This is a genomic window from Mycobacterium sp. EPa45 (assembly GCF_001021385.1).
Lineage (GTDB): Bacteria > Actinomycetota > Actinomycetes > Mycobacteriales > Mycobacteriaceae > Mycobacterium.
The window spans coordinates 106,597-126,151 of the sequence record NZ_CP011773.1; the positions used below are offsets into that span (position 1 = coordinate 106,597).

Annotated in this window: 18 protein-coding genes and 1 pseudogene; 12 read left to right on the forward strand and 7 right to left on the reverse strand. The window is 62.3% G+C overall.

Going from position 1 to position 19,555, the window contains the following annotated elements; translation table 11 throughout:
* Positions 1 to 28 precede the first annotated feature (28 nt).
* A complete protein-coding gene (locus tag AB431_RS00535; RefSeq protein ID WP_047328303.1) occupies positions 29 to 853 on the reverse strand; it encodes an SGNH/GDSL hydrolase family protein in 825 nt (274 codons plus the stop codon).
* A 49-nt stretch (positions 854 to 902) separates the two neighbouring features.
* On the opposite strand from AB431_RS00535, the gene AB431_RS00540 reads away from it, so the two are divergent.
* The gene (locus AB431_RS00540; protein ID WP_235435788.1) at positions 903 to 1,529 is read left to right on the forward strand and encodes a TetR/AcrR family transcriptional regulator; all 627 of its coding nucleotides are present in this window, start codon (positions 903 to 905) and stop codon (positions 1,527 to 1,529) included.
* Positions 1,530 to 1,532: 3 nt separating this feature from the next.
* Here AB431_RS00540 and AB431_RS00545 read toward each other — a convergent pair whose 3' ends face one another.
* Positions 1,533 to 1,757 carry a hypothetical protein gene (locus AB431_RS00545; RefSeq protein WP_047328304.1) on the reverse strand — a complete coding sequence of 75 codons (225 nt, stop codon included), beginning with the start codon at positions 1,755 to 1,757 and terminating at the stop codon, positions 1,533 to 1,535.
* Positions 1,758 to 1,901: 144 nt separating this feature from the next.
* On the opposite strand from AB431_RS00545, the gene AB431_RS00550 reads away from it, so the two are divergent.
* Positions 1,902 to 3,080, forward strand: a complete 1,179-nt coding sequence (locus tag AB431_RS00550; RefSeq protein ID WP_144418152.1) for a cytochrome P450 — start codon at positions 1,902 to 1,904, stop codon at positions 3,078 to 3,080.
* Positions 3,081 to 3,149: 69 nt separating this feature from the next.
* On the opposite strand, the gene AB431_RS00555 is transcribed toward AB431_RS00550, so the two are convergent.
* Positions 3,150 to 3,605 carry a MarR family winged helix-turn-helix transcriptional regulator gene (locus AB431_RS00555; RefSeq protein WP_047328306.1) on the reverse strand — a complete coding sequence of 152 codons (456 nt, stop codon included), beginning with the start codon at positions 3,603 to 3,605 and terminating at the stop codon, positions 3,150 to 3,152.
* Positions 3,606 to 4,148: 543 nt separating this feature from the next.
* On the opposite strand from AB431_RS00555, the pseudogene AB431_RS00560 reads away from it, so the two are divergent.
* Positions 4,149 to 4,319: pseudogene (locus AB431_RS00560) on the forward strand (transposase); the annotation flags it as partial.
* 703 nt (positions 4,320 to 5,022) lie between these two features.
* Here AB431_RS00560 and AB431_RS00570 read toward each other — a convergent pair.
* On the reverse strand, positions 5,023 to 6,234 hold the full coding sequence (locus tag AB431_RS00570; protein ID WP_047328307.1) for a cytochrome P450: 1,212 nt from the start codon (positions 6,232 to 6,234) through the stop codon (positions 5,023 to 5,025).
* The gene (locus AB431_RS00575; RefSeq protein WP_052960132.1) at positions 6,231 to 6,854 is read right to left on the reverse strand and encodes a TetR/AcrR family transcriptional regulator; all 624 of its coding nucleotides are present in this window, start codon (positions 6,852 to 6,854) and stop codon (positions 6,231 to 6,233) included. Before AB431_RS00575 ends, AB431_RS00570 begins: the two co-directional genes overlap by 4 nt.
* Before the next feature lie 835 nt (positions 6,855 to 7,689).
* Between AB431_RS00575 and AB431_RS00580 the strand changes: the two genes are divergently transcribed.
* The 4 genes from AB431_RS00580 to AB431_RS00595 all read left to right on the forward strand — a co-directional run bounded on the left by AB431_RS00580 (position 7,690) and on the right by AB431_RS00595 (position 10,571).
* Positions 7,690 to 8,751 carry an LLM class flavin-dependent oxidoreductase gene (locus AB431_RS00580; RefSeq protein ID WP_235435790.1) on the forward strand — a complete coding sequence of 354 codons (1,062 nt, stop codon included), beginning with the start codon at positions 7,690 to 7,692 and terminating at the stop codon, positions 8,749 to 8,751.
* A gap of 118 nt (positions 8,752 to 8,869) precedes the next feature.
* A complete protein-coding gene (locus tag AB431_RS00585; protein WP_047328308.1) occupies positions 8,870 to 9,619 on the forward strand; it encodes a hypothetical protein in 750 nt (249 codons plus the stop codon).
* 65 nt (positions 9,620 to 9,684) lie between these two features.
* On the forward strand, positions 9,685 to 10,299 hold the full coding sequence (locus AB431_RS00590; RefSeq protein WP_047328309.1) for a cytochrome c oxidase subunit 3: 615 nt from the start codon (positions 9,685 to 9,687) through the stop codon (positions 10,297 to 10,299).
* Complete coding sequence (locus AB431_RS00595; protein WP_047328310.1) at positions 10,296 to 10,571, forward strand: cytochrome C oxidase subunit IV family protein; 276 nt, start codon at positions 10,296 to 10,298, stop codon at positions 10,569 to 10,571. Before AB431_RS00590 ends, AB431_RS00595 begins: the two co-directional genes overlap by 4 nt.
* A 506-nt stretch (positions 10,572 to 11,077) precedes the next feature.
* On the opposite strand, the gene AB431_RS00605 is transcribed toward AB431_RS00595, so the two are convergent.
* Entirely contained in the window at positions 11,078 to 12,292 is a 1,215-nt protein-coding gene (locus AB431_RS00605; protein WP_047332928.1) for a cytochrome P450, read from the reverse strand.
* A 333-nt stretch (positions 12,293 to 12,625) separates the two neighbouring features.
* Between AB431_RS00605 and AB431_RS00610 the strand changes: the two genes are divergently transcribed.
* A complete protein-coding gene (locus tag AB431_RS00610) occupies positions 12,626 to 13,849 on the forward strand; it encodes an amidohydrolase family protein (protein ID WP_047328312.1) in 1,224 nt (407 codons plus the stop codon).
* 36 nt (positions 13,850 to 13,885) lie between these two features.
* Positions 13,886 to 15,055 (forward strand): acyl-CoA dehydrogenase family protein, encoded by a 1,170-nt coding sequence (locus AB431_RS00615; RefSeq protein WP_235435792.1) that lies wholly within the window; start codon positions 13,886 to 13,888, stop codon positions 15,053 to 15,055.
* Between the two features lie 83 nt (positions 15,056 to 15,138).
* Here the strand turns inward: AB431_RS00615 and AB431_RS00620 are convergent, their stop codons facing one another.
* Complete coding sequence (locus AB431_RS00620) at positions 15,139 to 15,894, reverse strand: SDR family oxidoreductase (protein WP_047328314.1); 756 nt, start codon at positions 15,892 to 15,894, stop codon at positions 15,139 to 15,141.
* Between the two features lie 269 nt (positions 15,895 to 16,163).
* Here AB431_RS00620 and AB431_RS00625 point away from each other — a divergent pair, with 269 nt between their 5' ends.
* The 3 genes from AB431_RS00625 to AB431_RS00635 all read left to right on the forward strand — a co-directional run bounded on the left by AB431_RS00625 (position 16,164) and on the right by AB431_RS00635 (position 19,529).
* On the forward strand, positions 16,164 to 17,267 hold the full coding sequence (locus tag AB431_RS00625) for an amidohydrolase family protein (protein ID WP_047328315.1): 1,104 nt from the start codon (positions 16,164 to 16,166) through the stop codon (positions 17,265 to 17,267).
* A gap of 19 nt (positions 17,268 to 17,286) precedes the next feature.
* The gene (locus AB431_RS00630) at positions 17,287 to 18,429 is read left to right on the forward strand and encodes an amidohydrolase family protein (protein WP_047328316.1); all 1,143 of its coding nucleotides are present in this window, start codon (positions 17,287 to 17,289) and stop codon (positions 18,427 to 18,429) included.
* Positions 18,430 to 18,611: 182 nt separating this feature from the next.
* A complete protein-coding gene (locus tag AB431_RS00635) occupies positions 18,612 to 19,529 on the forward strand; it encodes an alpha/beta fold hydrolase (RefSeq protein WP_047328317.1) in 918 nt (305 codons plus the stop codon).
* Positions 19,530 to 19,555: the final 26 nt, after the last annotated feature.

Below are 19,555 nucleotides of genomic sequence, written 5' to 3' on the forward strand. Positions count from 1 at the left end.
CAGCGTGACGTGGCTCACATGACCGACGTCAAGCGGTCTGGTGTGAGCGGAACGGCAGCTCGGAAACGGGATGCAGCACAGCGTATTTCGGATCCCGGCCGTCCCCGGATGACCGGCCGCGGGCGTGCCGCCAGATCCACGGCAGGAGCAGACCCCGGGTCCACTGGGCTTGCGCGTACATCCGCTGCCAGAAGCCGTCCTGGATCTCCTCACCGCTTGGTCGGGCCCAATCATGGTTGCTACCGGGCAATTTCAGCGCCTCGGCGGCAGCAGCGGCAAACAGCATGTGACCGCGGGTCGAGGCGTGCATGCGGTCGTGGCTCCAGTTCGACGTCTCGTTCATCGACTCGGCGTTGTAGAGGTCGACCAGTCCGAATCCGTGCCGATCGGCGGCCTCTCGGATCACGGCATTCACCTGCTGGATGCGCACGCCGATCAGCCTGCCGACCGGCAGCATCCTGGCAACGTCGGGAAACGTTGTCGTCACCACCGTCGCACCGGAATCGGCCAACTGCTGGTACACCTCGGCCAGGTCGGCCATCGCCTTGGTGAACGTGCGACCGGGCCTCGTCACGTCGTTCATCCCGACGCAGACGGTGACCAGATCGGGCTCCATCGCCAGCGCGCGAGGCAGTTGGTCATCGAGGACGTCGATGACCCGTTTGCCCCGGATGGCGAGATTGGAATACCTCAATCCGGGATAGCGGACATCCAGCATGGCCGCGAGCCGGTCGGCGAACCCGATCACACCGATCGTGTCGTCGCCGTCCCAGAGTCCTTCGGTCTGGCTGTCACCGATCGCGACATAGCGGGAGAAGCCGATGTCGGACACGATCGACGATCTTAATGCCATGCACCGCAGTACGATCGGCAAGCGAACGGGAAGGCGGGGTGTACAAACGGTGAACTCACCTGCGTCGGTCGAATCCGCGTCGCCGCCCGAGGATCCCGCTCGGTCGACTCCGCGCCAGCGACTGATCGCCGCCCTGGCTGCCTCGATCACCGACATCGGCTACTCCGCCACCACGGTCGCCGACATCGTCCGCCGCGCGCGGACGTCGCGACGCACCTTCTACGAAAACTTCACCGACCGGGAAGCATGTCTGGTCGCGCTGCTCGCCGACACCAACCGCCGTGCCGTGGAGACCATCTCGTCGGCCGTCGATCCGGGCGCCCCGTGGGAGACACAGATCAGGCAGGCGGTCGAGGCCTGGGTTGCCAATGCCGAGTCGCAGCCGGCGGTGATGCTGAGCTGGATCCGGGATGTGCCGGCGCTGGGAATGGCCGCCCGCACGCTGCAGCGCGAGGTGACCGAATCGTTCATCGTGATGGTTCGGACCCTGTCCGACACGCAGGAGTTGCGGGCCGCCGGCATCCCGGCAGTGTCCCGACAACGGGCGATCATGTTGATCGGCGGTTTGCGGGAGCTGACCGCGGTGACGGTCGAGAGCGGCGGCCGAATGAACGACGTCACCGACGAGGCGGTCGCCGCCGCCATCGCCCTGCTGGGCCCCAACCGCGGCGGCTGAGCGCTACTTCTTGAGCCAGGCGCGGACTTTGGCCAGGTCGCGGGTGTAGAGCTCGTACATCTCGTCTTCGAAGAAGGACGCCCCGCTGATGACCTCGTTGCCCTGCCAGATCACGCGGATGCGGAATCGGTCGCGAAGGTAGACGTCGACGCGCCCGCTTTCGCGGCGCTGCCAGCCCCTCTCTTCGCCGGCCTCGGAAAGGGCCTGCCGCTCGTCGGTGCCAGACATCAGTGATAACTCCTCTTGGGCGGCGGTACGGCGCCCCGGGCGTCAACAGTACTGTGGCGGCCTCTGCCGCCAGCCGTTGTGCCGTCCGGTACACCGGCGTACCGTGGCCGGTACAGCACCGTACCGATGTGGAGGATGGGAACGATGGCGCAAGCGACGACCGATCCGGTGCGACTGCCGCACGGCCCCCGCGCCCCCCGGTTGGTCCAGGGTCTGCGCTTCCTCACTGCGCGCCGAGCCGTGGTGGGCGGCCTGGCCCGGCGGTACGGGTCGGCGGCCACCCTGAACCTGCCGATCTTCGGCCGAACCGTGTTGATCGGTGACCCGGCGCTGATCAAAGACCTGTTCACCACCGGCCCCGACCTCGTCGGCCGGGCGACCAATCTCGGCGAGGTGCTGGGGCCGGGCTCCACCTTCAGCCTCGACGGCGAGGAACACCGGGAGCGGCGCAAACTGCTGGTGCCGCCATTCCACGGCAAGCGCATGCACAGCTACGAGTCCATCATCGAAGAAGAGGTGCTGCGAGAGGTCGCCGGCTGGCCTGAAGGCGTCGAATTCGAGACGCTGCCGTCGATGATGCGGATCACTCTGAATGCGATCCTGCGCGCGGTGTTCGGCGCGGAGGGTGCCGCCTTCGACGAGTTGCGTGAGCAGCTGCCCCGTCTCGTGGAAGTCGGATCTCGGATTGCGCTGCTGCCGAAATTCTTTCGCCGCGATCTCGGGCCGCGCAGTCCCGGCGGCGCCATGCTGCGCCACCGACGGCGCTACGACGAGATCATCGACGGGTTGATCGCGGACGCGCGCCGTGACCCAGCCTTCGACGAGCGTCCCGACGTGCTGTCATTGATGCTGCGGGCGCGCTACGACGATGGCTCGGCGATCTCCGACCGGCATATCGCCGACGAGTTGCTGACCCTGCTGACCGCCGGACACGAGACGACGGCGACAACCTTGGCATGGCTGATCGAACGGGTCCGCCGCCACCCGCAGCTCTTGGAGCGGCTGACCGAGGAAGCCGACGCCGGCGGCTCCGAACTGCAGCAGGCGACGATCTGGGAGGTGCAGCGGCTGCGGCCCGTTATCGACGGCACATCGCGGCGGGCGTTGCACCGTATTCGTCTCGGCGAGTGGGTGATTCCTGAAGGCCATGTGGTGATCGTCAGCATCCCGATGGCCCACGCAAACCCCGACCGGTTCACCGGCCCGTCGATGTTCGACCCGGACCGATTCATCCGACGGCTGGTCCTACACTCGACTCTTCGATCAACCGACGAACGCAACAACGCTCCACCGGGCAGGTGGCACTTTTACAATCATCACTGAACCCACTCCGCCCTCCGAGGTGAGCCGTCGTCACCTGACTGACCAACCTCCCTGGACATCACAGATCCATCACTCGCTGACGTTGGTTAGCTTCTCCAGTGGCCGTAATCCCCCGCAGAGATTCGCCCGTTCCTGGTCTGTCAGTTGGGCGAGTATGTCGGCCAGCATGGCATGGCGAGCGTCTAGCGATTCACGGTGCTGGACCATTCCTGCCTGCGTTACCTCCACTAAGACTGCACGCAAATCCGTCTTGTCGCGGCAACGTTTCACCAGCCCCAGCCTCTCTAAACGTCGAATCGCCACGGTGGTCGTCGGGGTGCGCACCCTCTCCCTTGCGGCGAGCTCGGTCATCCGAATCGGGCCATGCTCGAGAAGGGTGACCAGAATGGACACCTGGGCCAGCGTCAGGTCGCCAGCGGTCCCGCGGCTTGCATCACGTCGGCGCAACGCCATGAACACCTTCAACAGCACCTGCTGCAGATCGGCTGCCAAGTCAGCCACTCTTGGCTCGACTTCCCCTGTCATAGGATGTGAGCGTAACGGCAGCGGGCCGTGAAATACGTTGTTCGCAGACACCATTCATCCCCGGTAAGCATGGGTCAAAGCTTCCTTTTATCGATTCCGCCACCACTGGCGGAACTGGATGTGGGTCATTGTGCTTCCAGCTCATCGGTCGGCCTTGGTCAGTATGAGATGCAATGAACTTTTCAAGAATGGGATTACCTCGATTCGCATCGCTCACGCCTTACATTCGGGCGAGCGTGAGCGGATACGTGTTTGAGCCGCCTGGCCCTCCATCGCAACCGGGTGATCGAAGGCTGACTGCCGTGCCTGCTTGGGCGGTGGCGTCCCAGGCGTAGACGTCGTGCGTCGATATCACAGGCCCGTAATCGATCTCGCCGCGGTGCAGCGAAGCCACATCCGGGATCAACCAATGGCAGTCGTCGCCGTCACGTGCTGGCGCTCCAAACACGATGAGCCTGGATAGTGCCGGATCGATCGGGACTGCCCCCGGTTTGGTTGACTCCTGACCTGTGAGGATTCGTCCTTGCTGGAAGGATCAATCTCGTGCCGAAGCCGTTTCCTACCGAGTTCCGAACCGATGTCATCGCCGTGGGCCGTAAGGGTGGGGCGCCGCTGCGCCAGATCTCGAAGGACTTCGGTATTGCGGAGGCCTGCCTGCATCCCTGGCTCAAGATCGCCGACCGTGAGGAAGGCCTCGGCCGGATCGATCGGCCGAAGCCGCGCACCACCAAGATCGAGGGCTTCGCCAAGACGTTCGCTGTTGCCTACAACGGCAGTGAGCGGGCATGGATCTCCACGGTGCCCGCTCCCCTCAGCGCACTCGATCGATCACCATGATGCGGGCAAATCTAGTCCGGCAGTCAGCGCATCGTCCGTGACGTGTGTTCAGTCTGAATCGCTGCGGCGTATCGGGACAAATACGGCGGATGGCCAATAAGCTGCTGAGCGCGCCTTCTCCTGTTAAGGCAGCATGCTTGTGATACCACCCCAGCTGCGGCGCAACACGTTTGACGGCGTTATCAACGCCCATCATTACCTAGGGCACCACTACTCGCCGTCAAGCGTCACGTAACGCATTTCAGGAGGGGGTTCCGTTTGCAAGGCGACGGGTGGTGATATGAGTCCTGCTTCGACTGCCTTCCTGAGATTCGCCTTGGCGATGTCTACGGCAACCCCAATTTCGTAAACTGTGACTACGCTTCCGGTGTCCGACTGCCCGCGTCGCGCAGACTGGAAGCCCGTGATCCGTAACATTTCTGGAATATGCGTTTCGATGGACCAGCGGTCGTAGTCCGCAGTGACGTCCTCACTCGCGGGCCAACTTTCTACGATCAGCAATGATCTAACCATCGCCATCTCCTGCTCGCCGGTGCGCGCTGTGCGCGTCGCGCTTGCTGATGTAGCCGATCCTCGGTTATCACCGGCGGGCACTCACGCGCACCGGTAGCGAATCGATGCCGATTCCCACATTGTGCACCGGGCCGGATCCCGTCCAGACCGGCCGACCCGCGAGCTCGATGTCGTAGCCCGCAGCGATGGTTCGGAGCACGACTTGAATCTCCTTGTGCGCCAAATTCGCTCCGAGGCAATAGTGCACGCCGCCTCCGCCGAAGGCGAGGTGCGGATTGGGGGCTCGCTGGATGTCGAACCGGAACGGATCGGTGAAGACGTTCTCGTCGCGATTGCCCGAGGGATACCAGAACACCACCCGGTCGCCGGCCGCGATATCGTGACCGCCCAGGGTGACATCCTTCGTGGCGGTGCGGCCGAACATCAGCACCGGACTCGACCACCGCAGCACTTCATCCGCTGCGATTCCTGCAAGACTCGGGTTGAGATTCAACTGCTCGAATTGCGCCGGGTTGTCGGCCAGTGCGGTGAGGCCCATGGCAAGTGCGTTACGGGTGGTTTCGCTTCCAGCTACCGACAGGATCAGGAAGAACATCTCCAGCTCAAAGCCGTCGAGCCGCTCGGCGAGTTTCGTCCACACGTCGTCGGCGGGGTTGGCCCGTTTCTCCACGGTTGTCCGTTGGGCGTACTGCAGCAGTTCGACCTGGAAGCTGATGCGGTCCTCGACGGAATAGGCGCCATACGGGTCACCGGACTTCAGGAGGCAGTCGGTGCGCTCGAAGACCCACGCACGGTCGTCTTCGGCGATGCCGATGATGTCGGCGATCACGTGCATCGGGACCTGGTAGGCAATGTCGCGCACAAAGTCGCAGGACTCCACAGATGCGGCGGTCTCAAGGAGACAAGCGGTGCGTTCAGCTAACCGCTCCTCCAGTCTGCCGACCATGCGTGGGGTGAACTCCGAGGAGATGATCCGACGCATCTCGGCATGGTCCGGCGGATCGAGCGTCAGCAACGTACGACCGGCGGAGATAAGCGGATCGGGTCCGATCATCGGTCCGTCGGTTGCCGCGAACGTCTTCCAGTCGCGGTTGGCCAGCTGAATCTCGGGATGGGCCACAACCGACCAGAATGGGATCTCCGGAATGTCCGGACGGCCCTGGACCGGCGGATGCAGATGCACCGGACCGCGATGGCGTATCTCGGTGAACACGCTGTGCGGGAATCCCTTCGCATACAGTTGGGGGTCGGTGAGATCAATGTCCAGGCTCGCGGTCACAACCCCTCCTCAGTTGCCGGCGGTATCGCACAGCTGCCCACGGCCTGGCGGACGAGACCGGTGACAGTTGCCGCGTCGATTTCCTCGCCCAGCAGCAGCCGCCGGTAGAACAGCGCCCCGGCGAGCATGTCTATCAGCGTCTCGGCATTCGTCGATACCTCGATGTCACCGCGTCGGCGCGCACGCTCGACCGCATCGATCGCCCGCTGCCGCGAACGGGCCACAAAGACACGCAGCGTCTCGCGGATCGTCGTGTCGTTCGCCGCCTCCGCGAGCAGAGAGGGAAGTAGCGCAACGAGTTTCGGCCGCGTCAGCATGTCGGCGATCGGGAGGACCGCCGCAACGAGGTCATCGGTTAACGAACCGGTATCCACAGCCTCGGCGGAGCAGGTGACGACCGCAGCGGCGTACTGGAACAAATCGATCTTTCTGGGCCAGCGTCGATATATCGATCCACGGCCCACACCCGCGCGCGCGGCGATCCCCTCGACGGTTGCTCCGCTCCAGCCCTTCGCGCCTACCTCTGCAATCGTCGCCTCAACGATCACCGCGTCTAGCCGCTCGTCTCGCGGCCGACCACGCCGCCGCTCCGTGCGCGGAACCGACACCGTGTTCGTCATGCCAGGAATACTGTACTAACAAGTTCCGGAATGCAAGCGTCCCGTATTCCTGACCCGCCTGGTCAGGACTCGACCGAAGCCCTCTCCCGCGACTACGGTCGCGGACGAGACCCATCCAAACGCGTTGCCGTCCAGCACTTGTCGGCCACGATCAGCGTTGCGCGAGCAGGAGTGGTGTTCCGATTTGGATCAGAACACATTGCGCCACCGGCTGGCCGTCGTCGTGACCCCTGCCTGATATGGCTTGGCGCAAACGGGCAGCGACAGCCGGTCGCAGGACGTCCTCGTCAATCGTGATCGCCCCACCCCTGTTCCGATACGGCGTAATCAACGATGTTCGGCTGGGAGACGGGGCCTTCCGCTCAAGCGAAGTGTTCCTGCAATCGCGGTGTTCCGAACGCCGGAAACAACAGATTCGGCGCGAAGTCCTCCCCGAGGAGATCACTACCCGGCAGTGGGATGCGTCGTGCAGGTTCGACTGAGTGCTAACCGGATTCTCCTGTCTCGCAGCGCCATCCTTGCTCGGACCGGCACCCCTCACTCGCCTCCACTGATCGTATGAACCAGCCACCTCGGACCTGCAATTGCTGCGGCACTGATCGAAGAGCCGCGTGATACGGACACTAAGGGTGGTGACGCCAGCCGAGGTGGCCGGCGACTGATGAAGCGGCGGACCCAGTCGCGCCGGAATGACCACCTTCGCACACCGAAGCAACCAGTTACTTGACAGAGCGGAAGTGCCTCGCTACGGTGCGGAAATGACCGCGCGCCTTGCAGTGTCGCCTACCGGCCGCAGCTCCCCATTGCGCCCACGTGCACGTCTGGTCCTGTCCGAGTGACCGTCCCCGCGAGCATGCCGGGCCGCGGTCTGAAAGTCGGTCTGCTCTTCGACCTTCGGAACCCAGCCCGCTGGCATGCCGATTCAGCACGACTGCACAGCTTCACCTTGGAGCTGTGCGAAGAGGCCGAACACCTCGGCGCTGACTCCCTCTGGTTTTCAGAGCACCACCTGTTCGACGACGGCTACCTCCCTCAACCCTTATTGTTCGCCGCCGCGGCCGCGGCCCGAACCCGCCGTATCCGCCTGGGAACTGCGGTCCTGGTGGCCCCGCTGCACAACGCTGTGGAGATCGCCGAGCAGGCGGCCCTCGTCGACATCCTTTCCGCGGGCCGCCTCAATCTCGGACTCGGCGCAGGGTATCGGCTCCCAGAATTCGAGCTGTACGGCGTGTCGGCGCAGAACCGATTCGACCGAACCGACAACATCTACCGTGAATTGCACCGGCTGTGGAGTGACGAAGGAATCAGTCCCCGGCCCGTCCAACAACCGCCCCCGGTTTATCTCGGATACATGGGACCGCGCGGCGTTCGACGGGCAGGACTGCTGGGCGCGCCCATATTGACTGCTGACGCAGCACTGTGGCCGGCCTACCGTGCGGCACTGCACGAAGGTGGTCACCCAGAGTCGACAGCACGGATGTCCGGCGGCGTTCAAGCGTGGACGACCGACGACCCCGAGCGCGATTGGCACCTCGTCGGAAAGCATTTGGCGTACCAGGTGAACTCTTATCGGCGCCACGGTGTGCAGGGCACCGGCCAACCCGTGCCGCCGACGCTTAAGCCGGAGGATCTAATCGGAGTACTCGACTCCCCTGGAGCCGATCTGGTACCCAAAGAGCAGCGGCTCAAGGACTTCTGGTACGGCACCCCCACAGCGGTGGCGGAGCGCATTCACGCCTACGTCGCCGACGCTCCGGTGGACACCATTATCCTGTGGGCCTCGATCGGCGGGATGCCCGAACAGATGACTCGCGACAACGTCACCCGGATCTGTACCCAGCTCGCGCCGTTACTCCGCGGCGACCGCAGCACCGGGGATACGTCAGGCGCGACGTGACACGCCCCGATCTCGACGCGTACGCGCAGCTCAACCAGTCTGACTGGGGTCTGCCGAATATGCCTGTCGTGCCGTTGATCTGGTCCCGTCCAATCGAGTCGCACCCCGGAGTCTGACCATGTTGATGTCGCTGCGCAGTCAGAAGTTGTTGATCTGGTGGACATTCGTGGGCGCAGGGGTCTACGGCGTCGTGTTCTTCTTCCTTCTGCACATGTTTCCGCCTCCAAGTGCACAGTGGTCGGCCGACCAAGTCAGAGAGTTTTACACCCAGCACAACACGTCAATCAGAGTGGGCGCTGTGGTGATGAGCTGGGCGAGTGCGTTCGTCATTCCGCTAGCGATCGTCCTGGCCCTGCAGATGCACCGGCAGGAACGAAGTGCACAGCCCGTATGGACGGTGCTCGGCGCTGCTGGCGGCGTGATGTTATCGATCTTCGTGGTGTTGCCGCCCATCTTCTGGGGAGTAGCCGCCTTCAAACCGGACCGACCTGCCGAGGTGACCGCCGTCTTGCATGAACTCGGACTGCTGACCTTCGTGACCACCGATCAATACTTCGTCTTCTTGTTCGTGGCGTTGACGGTGCTGTGTATGATGCCGAAACCCGTGGAACACTGGCCTTTTCCCCGATGGTTCGGATACTTCACCGCATGGACGGCACTGGCGATTGAAGCAGGCGCCGTCGCATACCTCACCCGTACCGGACCGATGGCCTGGAATGGCTTGCTCGCCTTCTGGCTGCCGACCTTCGCCTTCTTCGGTTGGATGGTCGTCGCCGCGGTGTTCTTGTTCAAATCCCTGAACGCACAGATCCGAGACGTTCTCGATCACGCAGATGGAGTCCGCCCAGAAGGCAACGCGGTGGCGTGACAGACCCTGAGCACCTGGCCCCTGGTCGCGACGTGAGGACGGGAGACACACGCGGTACGTCCTCCATGCAACGCCCGGTGAGGCTCTCATACGAGCCCCCACAACCGTTGCATTCCCTTCCTCATGTACCTGGTGAGCCCGGCATCTGGGTGCTCCTATTCGGCGACCTGGCAATCTTTTCGCTGCTCTTCGTCGTATACCTTCACCACCGGGCACGCAATCCGGCATTGTTCTCGGCCGCGCAGGAGGGCCTCGATCGTACATTCGGATTCGTCAACACATTGATACTGCTGACGGCGTCACTACTTGTGGCACTCGGGGCGAAAGCTCTGCGCGACTCGCGGATTCGACACATGGCCTCATCATTCGCTGCGGCGGGCGCGTCCGTCGGCCTGGCGTTTGTTGTGATCAAGGCCATTGAATATCACCGGATACTGAGCGCTGGAACCACCCCTAGCACCAACGAGTTCTACATGTACTACTTCGTCCTCACCGGCCTCCATCTAGCTCACGTCATCGTCGGCTTGATCGTGTTGGTGGTGATTTCCCGGCTAGTGGCTCATCCCACATCGTCGCCTGCACGGATCTCCTTTTTCGAAGGGGGCGCCTGCTTCTTTCATCTGGTCGATCTGTTGTGGATCCTTATCTTCCCGCTGATCTACCTGGTGCGCGCCGAATGATCACTTTGCTGCTCCGCAGCCGACTGACAGTTGCCTGGGTCGTTCTTGTTGCGGTGACGGGCATTTCATGGTCGTTGGGCACACACACATTCGGCGACAAAGAAGGCTTGGTCAGCGTGGTGATTCTCGGTGTCGCCGTCTTCAAAGCTCGTCTTGTTGGTGTCCACTTCATGGATCTGCGTTCTGCGCCGTGGTTACTTCGGGGCGCTTTCGAAGGGATCTGCGCTGTCCTGCTACTGCTATTGACGGCGATGTTCCTCGCCGGCTCCTAGCAGGTGTCGAAACGGCGCCAGTTGTCCGGCACCGGGTTGCCCCGAATAGGCGCCGCCGCAGAAACACTCGCTCATGGCGTAGTAGACGGCTACCGGTTCACGTGTTAGGCGACATGTCGGGCCCCGAGCCGTTCACGGTCGTGCCGACTCTGTGACGGTATCGAAGGCACCGCCGGGCGAAGTACCGGGAGGCGACGTGCTCCGACGTGACACTGATGGCCTCCACTTGCATGTGGTCACTCCAGGCCGACGTCGGGGTTGACGGAATTCTGAGGCTCGCGGTCAACGCAAGACGTGCCTCAGACACGAGGTGCGTAGGGCTCGCCCCCGAGTGTGCCGAGGTGTACTCGCACGTCATCTACCCACGTTCATGCGTCTCGATCGATTCGATAGCGGTAGTCTGCGCCGCTTGCGCAAGCACCGGCGGAAGCGGAAACGGCCATTCTCCCTCTCCCCCAGTGGGCACGTTGCTGAGGGCCCGTCGGCGTGTTACCCGACGTCGTCGATCAAACAGCGTGGACGGGGACGTTGGACCAACCCCACACGTTGGTCATGTGCACCCGGCGCAGACCGGAAGCGTCGATCTCATAGCGCGGAATGAGGTTGAGCAATTCCTCGATGGCGACCCGCGCTTCCATCCGGGCCAGCGCGGCCCCCAAGCAGCTGTGGATACCGTAACCAAAACCAATGTTGTATCCGTACTTACGATCTCGGTCAATATCGAATCGATCGGGGTCGGGGAAGGCGCGTTCGTCGCGGTTGGCCGATCCGTTGATCAGCAACACCGCACTGTGAGCAGGAATCACGGTGTCATGCAGTGAGACGTCGCGAACGGTGTACCGAACGTTGTACTGCGATGGACCCTGGTATCGCAGCAGTTCTTCGACGGCCGCGGGGATCTTGCCACGGTCATCCAAGAGTTTGGCCCATTCTTGAGGGTTCTCTGCGAAAACCACTGCTGCGTTTCCGACCAGCTTGGTCACTGTCTCTGCTCCCGCACCGCCAAGCAGGCTCGCGAGGCCGGCAATCTCGATGTCGTCGAGTCGACGAACTTCTCCGTCCTCGATGATCTCTGCCTGCACGAGGCGGCTAATCATATCGTCTTGCGGAGCGGCTCGCCGTTGCTGGATGAGCTCGTAATAGTAGGCACCCGTTTGGATTGCGGCATCCATCCCTTCTGCGGAGGGGCGCATTGAGCCGTGCTCGCGCTCGAGACTCTTATCGAGCCACAGCCTCAGTTGTTGCCTGTCACCGGGCGGAACGCCGAGCATCGTCGCGATGATCTCCACAGGGAACAGCGCGGAGAAATCAGCGACCAGATCGAAGGACGTTGGATCGAGCTGTTCCGAGAAACTCCGAATGACCTGGCGGATCATTGGTTCGAGATTTGCGATGGCACGGGGAGTGAACACCTTGCTCACCAGCTTGCGCATCCGCTCATGTCCGGGCGGATCCATCATGATGATGAGCTTGTCCGTCGTCGGACCGCCGTCCTTGATCATGTCAAGGCTCGCACCCATCGCCGAGGAGTAGCTGCCGAAGTCCTTGTACGCCGCAGCTACATCGTCGTAGCGCGTGAGTGCGTAGAAGTCATATTCGGCGTTGTAGTAGACGGGAGCTTCGTCTCGCATGCGTCGATACGTGTCGAACGGCCAGTCGAAGAAAGCGTCGGAGAACGGATCGAATTCAACCGGGTTAAGACCACCGGTCGGGATCGACACGGTCACAGGTGCCCCCTGAGCTCAGTACTTGTGGGATCGTTCTCGGTCATCCACCGAGGACGTATTACTAACTGGTTACTTTAACGCGTACGCCGATCGAAGTACACTCATCCGCCATACCGACTCAAACGGGCCGGGCCCCTCGTGATCGGCAGTCCGCGGTGCACGCCGGCGCGAATGAGAAGTCGTCTCGGCCGCCTGCCCTGTTTGTGCCTGGTCCCCGAGTTGCAAATACCGACTAACGGAGGGCGGAGTAACCGGTTAGTATTATGCGGCGAATAGTCCTGGCTCGTCCCACGACAGCCGGATCAGACGACATCTCAGGAGGCGACGATGCCCAGCCGCGAGCTTTCCTACCCCGTGTTCGATGCCGACAACCACTTCTACGAGCCCAAAGAAGCGCTCACGAAGTTCCTCCCCGATAGACGTAAGGGCGTGATCGATTACGTCGAGATCCGCGGCCGCACCAAGATCATGGTCCGCAACCAAGTGAGTGATTACATCCCCAACCCCACCTTCGAAGTGGTCGCTCGTCCGGGCGCTCAGGAGGAGTATTTCCGAACCGGCAGCGGGGGAAAGACTTTCCGCGAAGTGTTGGGTAAGCCGATGAGGGCCATCCCGGCGTTCCGTGATCCCGCGGCCCGAATCGAAGTGCTTGACAGTCTTGGTCTCGACTACACCCTCATGTTTCCGACCCTCGCGAGCTTGGTCGAAGAGCGCATGAAGGACGATCCCGACTTGATCCTCGATGTCATCCATGCACTCAACCAGTGGATGTACGAGACATGGCAATTCAGTTACGACGGTCGAATCTTCTCCACACCGGTGATCAATCTGGCGAACGTCGACCGGGCGTTGGAGGAGTTGGACTGGTGCGTGCAACGCGGCGCGAAGACAGTGTTGGTGCGACCAGCACCAGTGCCCGGATACCGCGCACCTCGGTCCCTGGGGCTGCCCGAGTTCGACCCGTTCTGGGATGCCTGCGTGAAGGCGGCAATTCCGGTGGCCATGCACGCCTCCGACAGCGGATACGCTGAGCACCTGAACGATTGGGAGCCCGCTGACGAGTTCTTGCCGTTTAGGCCGACGGCTTTCCGCATGGTCGCGATGGGCAAGCGACCCATCGAAGACACCATGGCCGCCCTCGTCTGCCACGGTGCCCTGACCCGAAATCCCGGCCTGCGGGTGCTCTCCGTCGAGAACGGTGCATCCTGGGTTCCATACCTGTTCTACCAATTCAAGGACGTCTACTCCAAGATGCCACAGGAGTTCCCCGAGGATCCCATCGCAGCGTTTCGTCGGTGCGTGTACGTTGCGCCATTCTGGGAAGACGACTTTGCGGCGATTGCCGAGCTCATCGGTGTTGACCGCGTCATCTTCGGCTCGGATTGGCCGCATCCTGAAGGGCTCTCCGATCCGCTCAACCTCGTCGACGATCTTCATGGTCTCGATGCCGGCGGTCAGCGCAAGGTGATGGGCGGCAATCTCATCGAGCTCTTTGGCGTGCCCAATAGAAAGGTCCATCGGCCGGACGTTCCCGCCATGGAGTTCGCATAAGCCGCCGCAGCCCGGCGCGACCGGTGACCGCGGCGGATGTCGACATTGAAAGGACGTGGTGCCATGGGGCCATCCGACTCGCCTGAATACCGGCTGTTCGTGTCAAGCAGCCGAGCCTTCCTCGATAAAGAAGCGTCTCTGACCCGTGTGCGCCAACTGCATGCCAGCCGGGAATCATTTCACCGGGGGTGGTGGCAGAACGCCGCGGAGCTCGGCTGGGCAAGCATGCTGGTGCCGGAGGAGCTCGGCGGTGGCAACGTGTCCGGCAACGGCGTGGCCGACCTCGCGATGATCGCCGAGCTCGCCGGGCGAACCGTGGCCCCGGGCCCGTTACACCCGGTGAGCACGGTGTTGGCTGGCCTAGTGGAGGATGAAAACGCCGGCACGAAGCTCGTGGATGTCATCGGTGCGCTCGTCGCTGGCGAGCAGGTCGCATCCTGGGCTGTCTATGAGCCGTCACTTGGATGGAATCCGTTATTTCCCAACACAATTGCTAAAGAGTCCGCAACGGGGTACCGAATCACTGGTGTCAAGGATCGTGTCGAGGCGGGCATGGACTGTGATGCATATCTTGTGACCGCACGACTGGATGGCGCCGTGCGGCAATTTCTGGTACCCGCTGACACGCCTGGGGTTTCGGCGAAGCCACAGGCGTCGATCGATCTGGTGAAGCGCTACGCTCAGATAACATTCACCGAAGTTGAGGTAGGGCTCGATTCCATCGTGGGATCCGCCGAGCAGACGCCGGCGCTGATCGCTAGGCAGGCACTTGTCGCCCAGCTGCTTCAGTGTGCGGAGATCGTTGGAATCCTCGACACCGTAGTGGAATTCACGATCGCGTGGGCCCGGGACCGATATTCTTTCGGACGCCCGCTGGCGTCCTACCAAGCCCTCAAGCACCGCTTTGCCGATATGAAGGTTGGTCTGGAGGCGTGTCGTGCGACTACCGCCGCCGCTGTCGACGCGGCAGGAAAGCGGCCGGGCGACGCGGCGTGGGCGATCAGTGTGGCCAAGGCATACGTGGGCGAACGCGCACCACAAATAATGCAAGCCTGCATTCAGTTGCATGGCGGCATAGGTGTCACATGGGAGCATGACCTGCACTTGTTTCTGCGGCGGATCACACTGTATCGCAGTCTCTTTGGCACACCCGATGAACACAGCCGACAGGTATGTGACTTGGCGGAGCGGCTGAAAGCGGCCTAGCCGCAGGCGGGAGGCCCGCGCAGGGATTGGGCCCGGCGCGTTGGGTTCCAATCCCGAGAACACGCCAAGTTCCGTTTCGTCGACTAATTCGTGGTGATCCTTGGCGCGAGGTGAACCACTTCACTGATCACCGACGGATTGGCGCGCGCAGTTGCTACCAACGAAAGCAACGTGTTTGCCACATCGAAGAGACCCGACATCCGTTCGGGGACCGCACCTGACCGGACCCAGGAAGCGGTCAGCTGGTCGAGGAGATCTCGGTCCGCTCCCCGGAGGATTTCCGTGCTTTCTGTGGGGCCAATGCTCGCCCGGATGACCCCCAAACCAGGATTCTCGGCTCGCCACGATCCCAAGAGTTCGTTCAGCGCTGCCTTGCTCGCAGCGTAAGCGCCGACGCCCGCAGGCGGCCGTCCGACGTCGTAGCTGGAGGCTACCAAGATGACGGCATTAGCAGACAGGTGTGGGCGGGCCGCTCTGATGAGTTCGGACGCGCCGATCGCGTTGACTGCGAACGCATGCAACCACGTATTGACATCGGTATCGCTGATATATGCGAAGGGTGCCACGGCGCTGGTGAAAATCACCGCGTCCAATCCCCCGAGGGTCTGCACTGCAGCATTGACAGTCGACATGATTGTCGCCGAGTCGGAAACGTCGATTTCGTGCGCAGACCCGTCGAGCTCCACCGCCAGACTCGACAGGAGGTCGATTCGCCGTGCCGCCAGTGCAACTCGAGCCCCGCGGTTGTGTGCCGCGATTGCGATGGCTCGGCCAATGCCCGACGAGGCTCCCACAACCAGCGTCCGCATCCCCTCAACCTCGATGCCGACCTTTGTCATCGATTTGTACCTCCAACGGTCAGAGCGCGCATTTTTCCGAACTTCGTCAGCAAAGCCCGCAGCGCAGCCGATGTGGTAACAGGCGTTGTCCGGCAGGATCGCATCGTGTAATGTTAAGCATCTGCTTAAATCTATCAGGCGCCGTGGCCGCGGAGGCAGCCACCACCGGTGCGCGGCGGCCGTGAGGACGAGGATGTGTGTCTTGCCTTCAGTGGAGTGTGACGGACTCGGGATGATGAGCGAGGGCCGATACTGCAACGGAGCCGGCAGTGCTCGACCATTCTGACGGCACCCGGACGCCTCTGATCGACGCCAGCGTCCACATCTTCACCCAGTCCAATGACGATCTGCGGCAAGGGTTTATGCAGGAGCCGTTTCGAAGCCGAGGCTTTCCCGATTACGAGATGGATTGGTGGGGCGCCCCCGGCGGCGAATATGTGGCAGGCAGCCGCGGGCCTGGTGACTCCAGCTATCCCGGATCGAATCCCGAAATCGTTGCGGCCGAACTGTTCGACCGTCGCGGAGTCGACGTAGCCGTGTTGCATCCGATGACTCGCGGAGTGATGCCCGACCGGCATTTGGGTACGGCAATCGCGGCGGCCCACAACGAGATGATGGTCACCCGGTGGCTCGAGCATCCCGACTTCGGTGAGCGCTTCCGGGGGACCGTTCGGATCGACCCGGCCGACGTCGTGGGATCCTTGCGGCTAATCGAGAGGTATAAAAGCCACCCGCGAGTCGTCCAGCTCGGGGTTCCGCTTCAGTCTTGCGCGCTGTACGGAAAGCCGCAATTCTGGCCGCTGTGGGAAGCCGCCGCCGACGCCGGTCTTCCTGTGGCCGCACACATAGAGGTCGGCTCGGGTATCGGCTTCTCCCCGACACCGTCGGGGACCGCGCGCACCTACGAGCAGTATTTCGGCTTCATGGCCTTGAACTACGTCTATCACCTCATGAACATGATCGCCGAGGGCGTATTCGAGCGCACTCCGACGCTGAAGTTTGTCTGGGCCGACGGTGCCGCGGACATGCTGACCCCGTTTAGCTGGCGGATGGACTGCTTCGGCCGACCACATCTCGAACAAACACCGTGGGCGCCGCGCATGCCAAGTGATTACCTTCCCGCGCATGTGTTTTTCGTTCAGAATTTGCTCGACGGCCCGGGTGACACTGACTTCGCCGGCGAATGGTTCGACTTCACCGGCAAGTCCGACATGACAATGTACGGATCAAGCTATCCGCACTGGCACGAGCATGCTCCACAAGTCCCAAGCGCATTCACTGCAGAACAGCGCGACAAGCTGCTGTGGCGCAACGCCGCAGAACTGTACGGAATCGATGTGGGCGTGGCGACATCGACCACTCAAGCACGCTAAGTCCTAGCGAGGAGGCAAGATGACAACCACAGAAAGTCCCCGGGTACCAGCTTCGGAGCGGATCGCGGTGCGCTGTGTCGACTCTGACGTTCACCCCACACCCCGGCGCGGGGTTTTAACCCAGTACATCCCCGAGCCCTGGCGCAGCAAATACTTCACCAGCCATGCCGTGGGAGAAACGATATTCTATGACGCGCCTGATTACGCACATTCCAAGGCGATGCGTGTCGACAGCTTCCCGCCAGATGGTGAATTCGCCTGCAGCGACCCTGATTTGGCGTTGAAACAGTTAATCATGGACGCCGGTTCCGACATTGCGATCCTGGAGCCAGGCACGCGAGCCACTCGACTCCCCGAGACCGACTCCGCCGTCGCGGCGGCCACCAACAGCTGGCAGGCTGAGCACTGGCTCGACAGCCGCAACAACTGGCATGAGCGGTGGCGCGGATCCATCTGCGTCGGAATCAAAGAGCCCGTTGTCGCGGCCGCCGAAATCGAGAAATGGGCCGGACACCCCTTTATGTCTCAAATCTTGATCAAGTCCGAGCCGCGGCCCTCGTGGGGTGATCCAAAATATGACCCGGTGTGGAGCGCCGCGACCAAACACGACATCACGGTCACGTGCCACCTGGGGCGATCACAGCATGAAGAGCTCCCCATGCCGCCAGTGGGCTTCCCAAGTTATAACCACGATTTCATGGTCAGCTATTCGCTGCTGGCAGCGAACCAAGTGATGAGCCTCATCTTCGACGGGATCTTCGACCGCTACCCGACGCTGCGGATCGTGTTCGTCGAGCACGCATTCAGCTGGATCTTGCCGCTGATGTGGCGAATGGACGCCCTGTACGAAGCTCGGAAATCATGGGTCGATATCAAGCGCAAGCCGAGTGAGTACGTGAAGGACCACATCAAGTGGACCACGCAGCCGCTGGACTACCCGGAAGACAAGACCGAATTACTCAGGGCCTTCGAATGGATGGAGTGCGAGAAGATACTGCTGTTCTCGTCGGACTACCCGCATTGGACGTTCGACGACCCCCGCTGGCTGGCCAAGCATCTGCCCGAGCACGCCCGCGAAGCGGTGATGTTCCGCAATGGGATCGAGACCTACAAGCTCCCCGAGACCGTCCCCGCCCTCGAAGGCCAAATGAGGGCCCTCTGACGACGTGACCGACCACACCCCAACGCCGTGCCCGGTAAGGGGCGCGAACGCGTCGCCCCGTGGGATCGCGAAATATCTTTCTACCGGGCTTAATTCGTACCGGTCCGAGCACCGCCGAACTCACCTGGACAACCTTGTCTCACAGCTGGTCGGGTTAAGGGCGGTGTCGCTGTGGTGAGGTCATGATCGCGGGCTCGGAACGGGTGAGCGAAGCCAAGCTCAAGCGCGGGGAAAAAGCGCTGTCGATCAACGGTGGTACCGTCGTCTACGAGCTTCTCGGCGCACAGGGTGAGGTCATCGTCCTCACACCGGGTGGCAGGTTCGGCAAGGATGTACCGGGGCTGCGCCCTCTGGCCCGCGAGCTGGTCAACGGCGGCTATCGCGTCCTGCTGTGGGATCGTCCCAATTGCGGTAAGTCCGACGTCCAGTTCTATGGCGATAGTGAGTCGCATATGCGGGCACAGACGCTGCACGGTCTTATCGAGGGCCTCGAACTCGAATCATGCATTCTCGCCGGCGGGTCCGGCGGCGCCCGAGATTCGATGCTGGCCGCCATCATGTACCCCGACATGGTGGACAAGCTCGTGTTATGGAACATCGTTGGGGGCCTGTATGGCTCCTTCCTCCTCGGTTCGCTGTATGTGCTTCCAAGTATCCGGGCTGTGCGCAAGGGAGGCATACCCGCCCTACTGCAGTTGCCGGAGTGGAAAGCATGTATCGACTCCAACCCAGCGAACGAGGGCAGGATCCTTGCGCTCGACGAAGAGGATTTCACCAAGGTCGCGCTGCGCTGGCTGCGTGCGTTCGTGCCGACGCCGGGCCAAACGATCCCCGGAGTCGATGACGGCATGTTCGCCAACATCCGCGTCCCGACGCTGATCATCCGTGGTGGGCAAGATGATTGGGACCACCCGAAGCGCACTTCTTTGGAGATCGGGTGCTTGATCCGGGGCTCCACAGTGATAGACCCGCCGTGGCCCGAGGATGCTTGGGAACAGGCGTCGCGCAAGTATGCCAGGGGCAACCACACACGATTCCATATGTTCGACACGTGGGTGCAAGCCGCCCCGGCCATTCTGCGATTCCTCGAGCAGCCATGAACATCACCCAAGCAAGTCGTAGAGCC

Coding starts and splice junctions, on each gene's coding strand:
- AB431_RS00545 (WP_047328304.1), bottom strand. CDS start 1,757: ATGTCTGGCACCGACGAGCGGCAGGCCCTTTCCGAGGCCGGCGAAGAG.
- AB431_RS00630 (WP_047328316.1), top strand. CDS start 17,287: ATGACAACCACAGAAAGTCCCCGGGTACCAGCTTCGGAGCGGATCGCG.
- AB431_RS00585 (WP_047328308.1), top strand. CDS start 8,870: ATGTTGATGTCGCTGCGCAGTCAGAAGTTGTTGATCTGGTGGACATTC.
- AB431_RS00635 (WP_047328317.1), top strand. CDS start 18,612: ATGATCGCGGGCTCGGAACGGGTGAGCGAAGCCAAGCTCAAGCGCGGG.
- AB431_RS00610 (WP_047328312.1), top strand. CDS start 12,626: ATGCCCAGCCGCGAGCTTTCCTACCCCGTGTTCGATGCCGACAACCAC.
- AB431_RS00595 (WP_047328310.1), top strand. CDS start 10,296: ATGATCACTTTGCTGCTCCGCAGCCGACTGACAGTTGCCTGGGTCGTT.
- AB431_RS00615 (WP_235435792.1), top strand. CDS start 13,886: ATGTCGACATTGAAAGGACGTGGTGCCATGGGGCCATCCGACTCGCCT.
- AB431_RS00555 (WP_047328306.1), bottom strand. CDS start 3,605: ATGACAGGGGAAGTCGAGCCAAGAGTGGCTGACTTGGCAGCCGATCTG.
- AB431_RS00550 (WP_144418152.1), top strand. CDS start 1,902: ATGGCGCAAGCGACGACCGATCCGGTGCGACTGCCGCACGGCCCCCGC.
- AB431_RS00620 (WP_047328314.1), bottom strand. CDS start 15,894: ATGACAAAGGTCGGCATCGAGGTTGAGGGGATGCGGACGCTGGTTGTG.
- AB431_RS00590 (WP_047328309.1), top strand. CDS start 9,685: ATGCAACGCCCGGTGAGGCTCTCATACGAGCCCCCACAACCGTTGCAT.
- AB431_RS00535 (WP_047328303.1), bottom strand. CDS start 853: ATGGCATTAAGATCGTCGATCGTGTCCGACATCGGCTTCTCCCGCTAT.
- AB431_RS00575 (WP_052960132.1), bottom strand. CDS start 6,854: ATGACGAACACGGTGTCGGTTCCGCGCACGGAGCGGCGGCGTGGTCGG.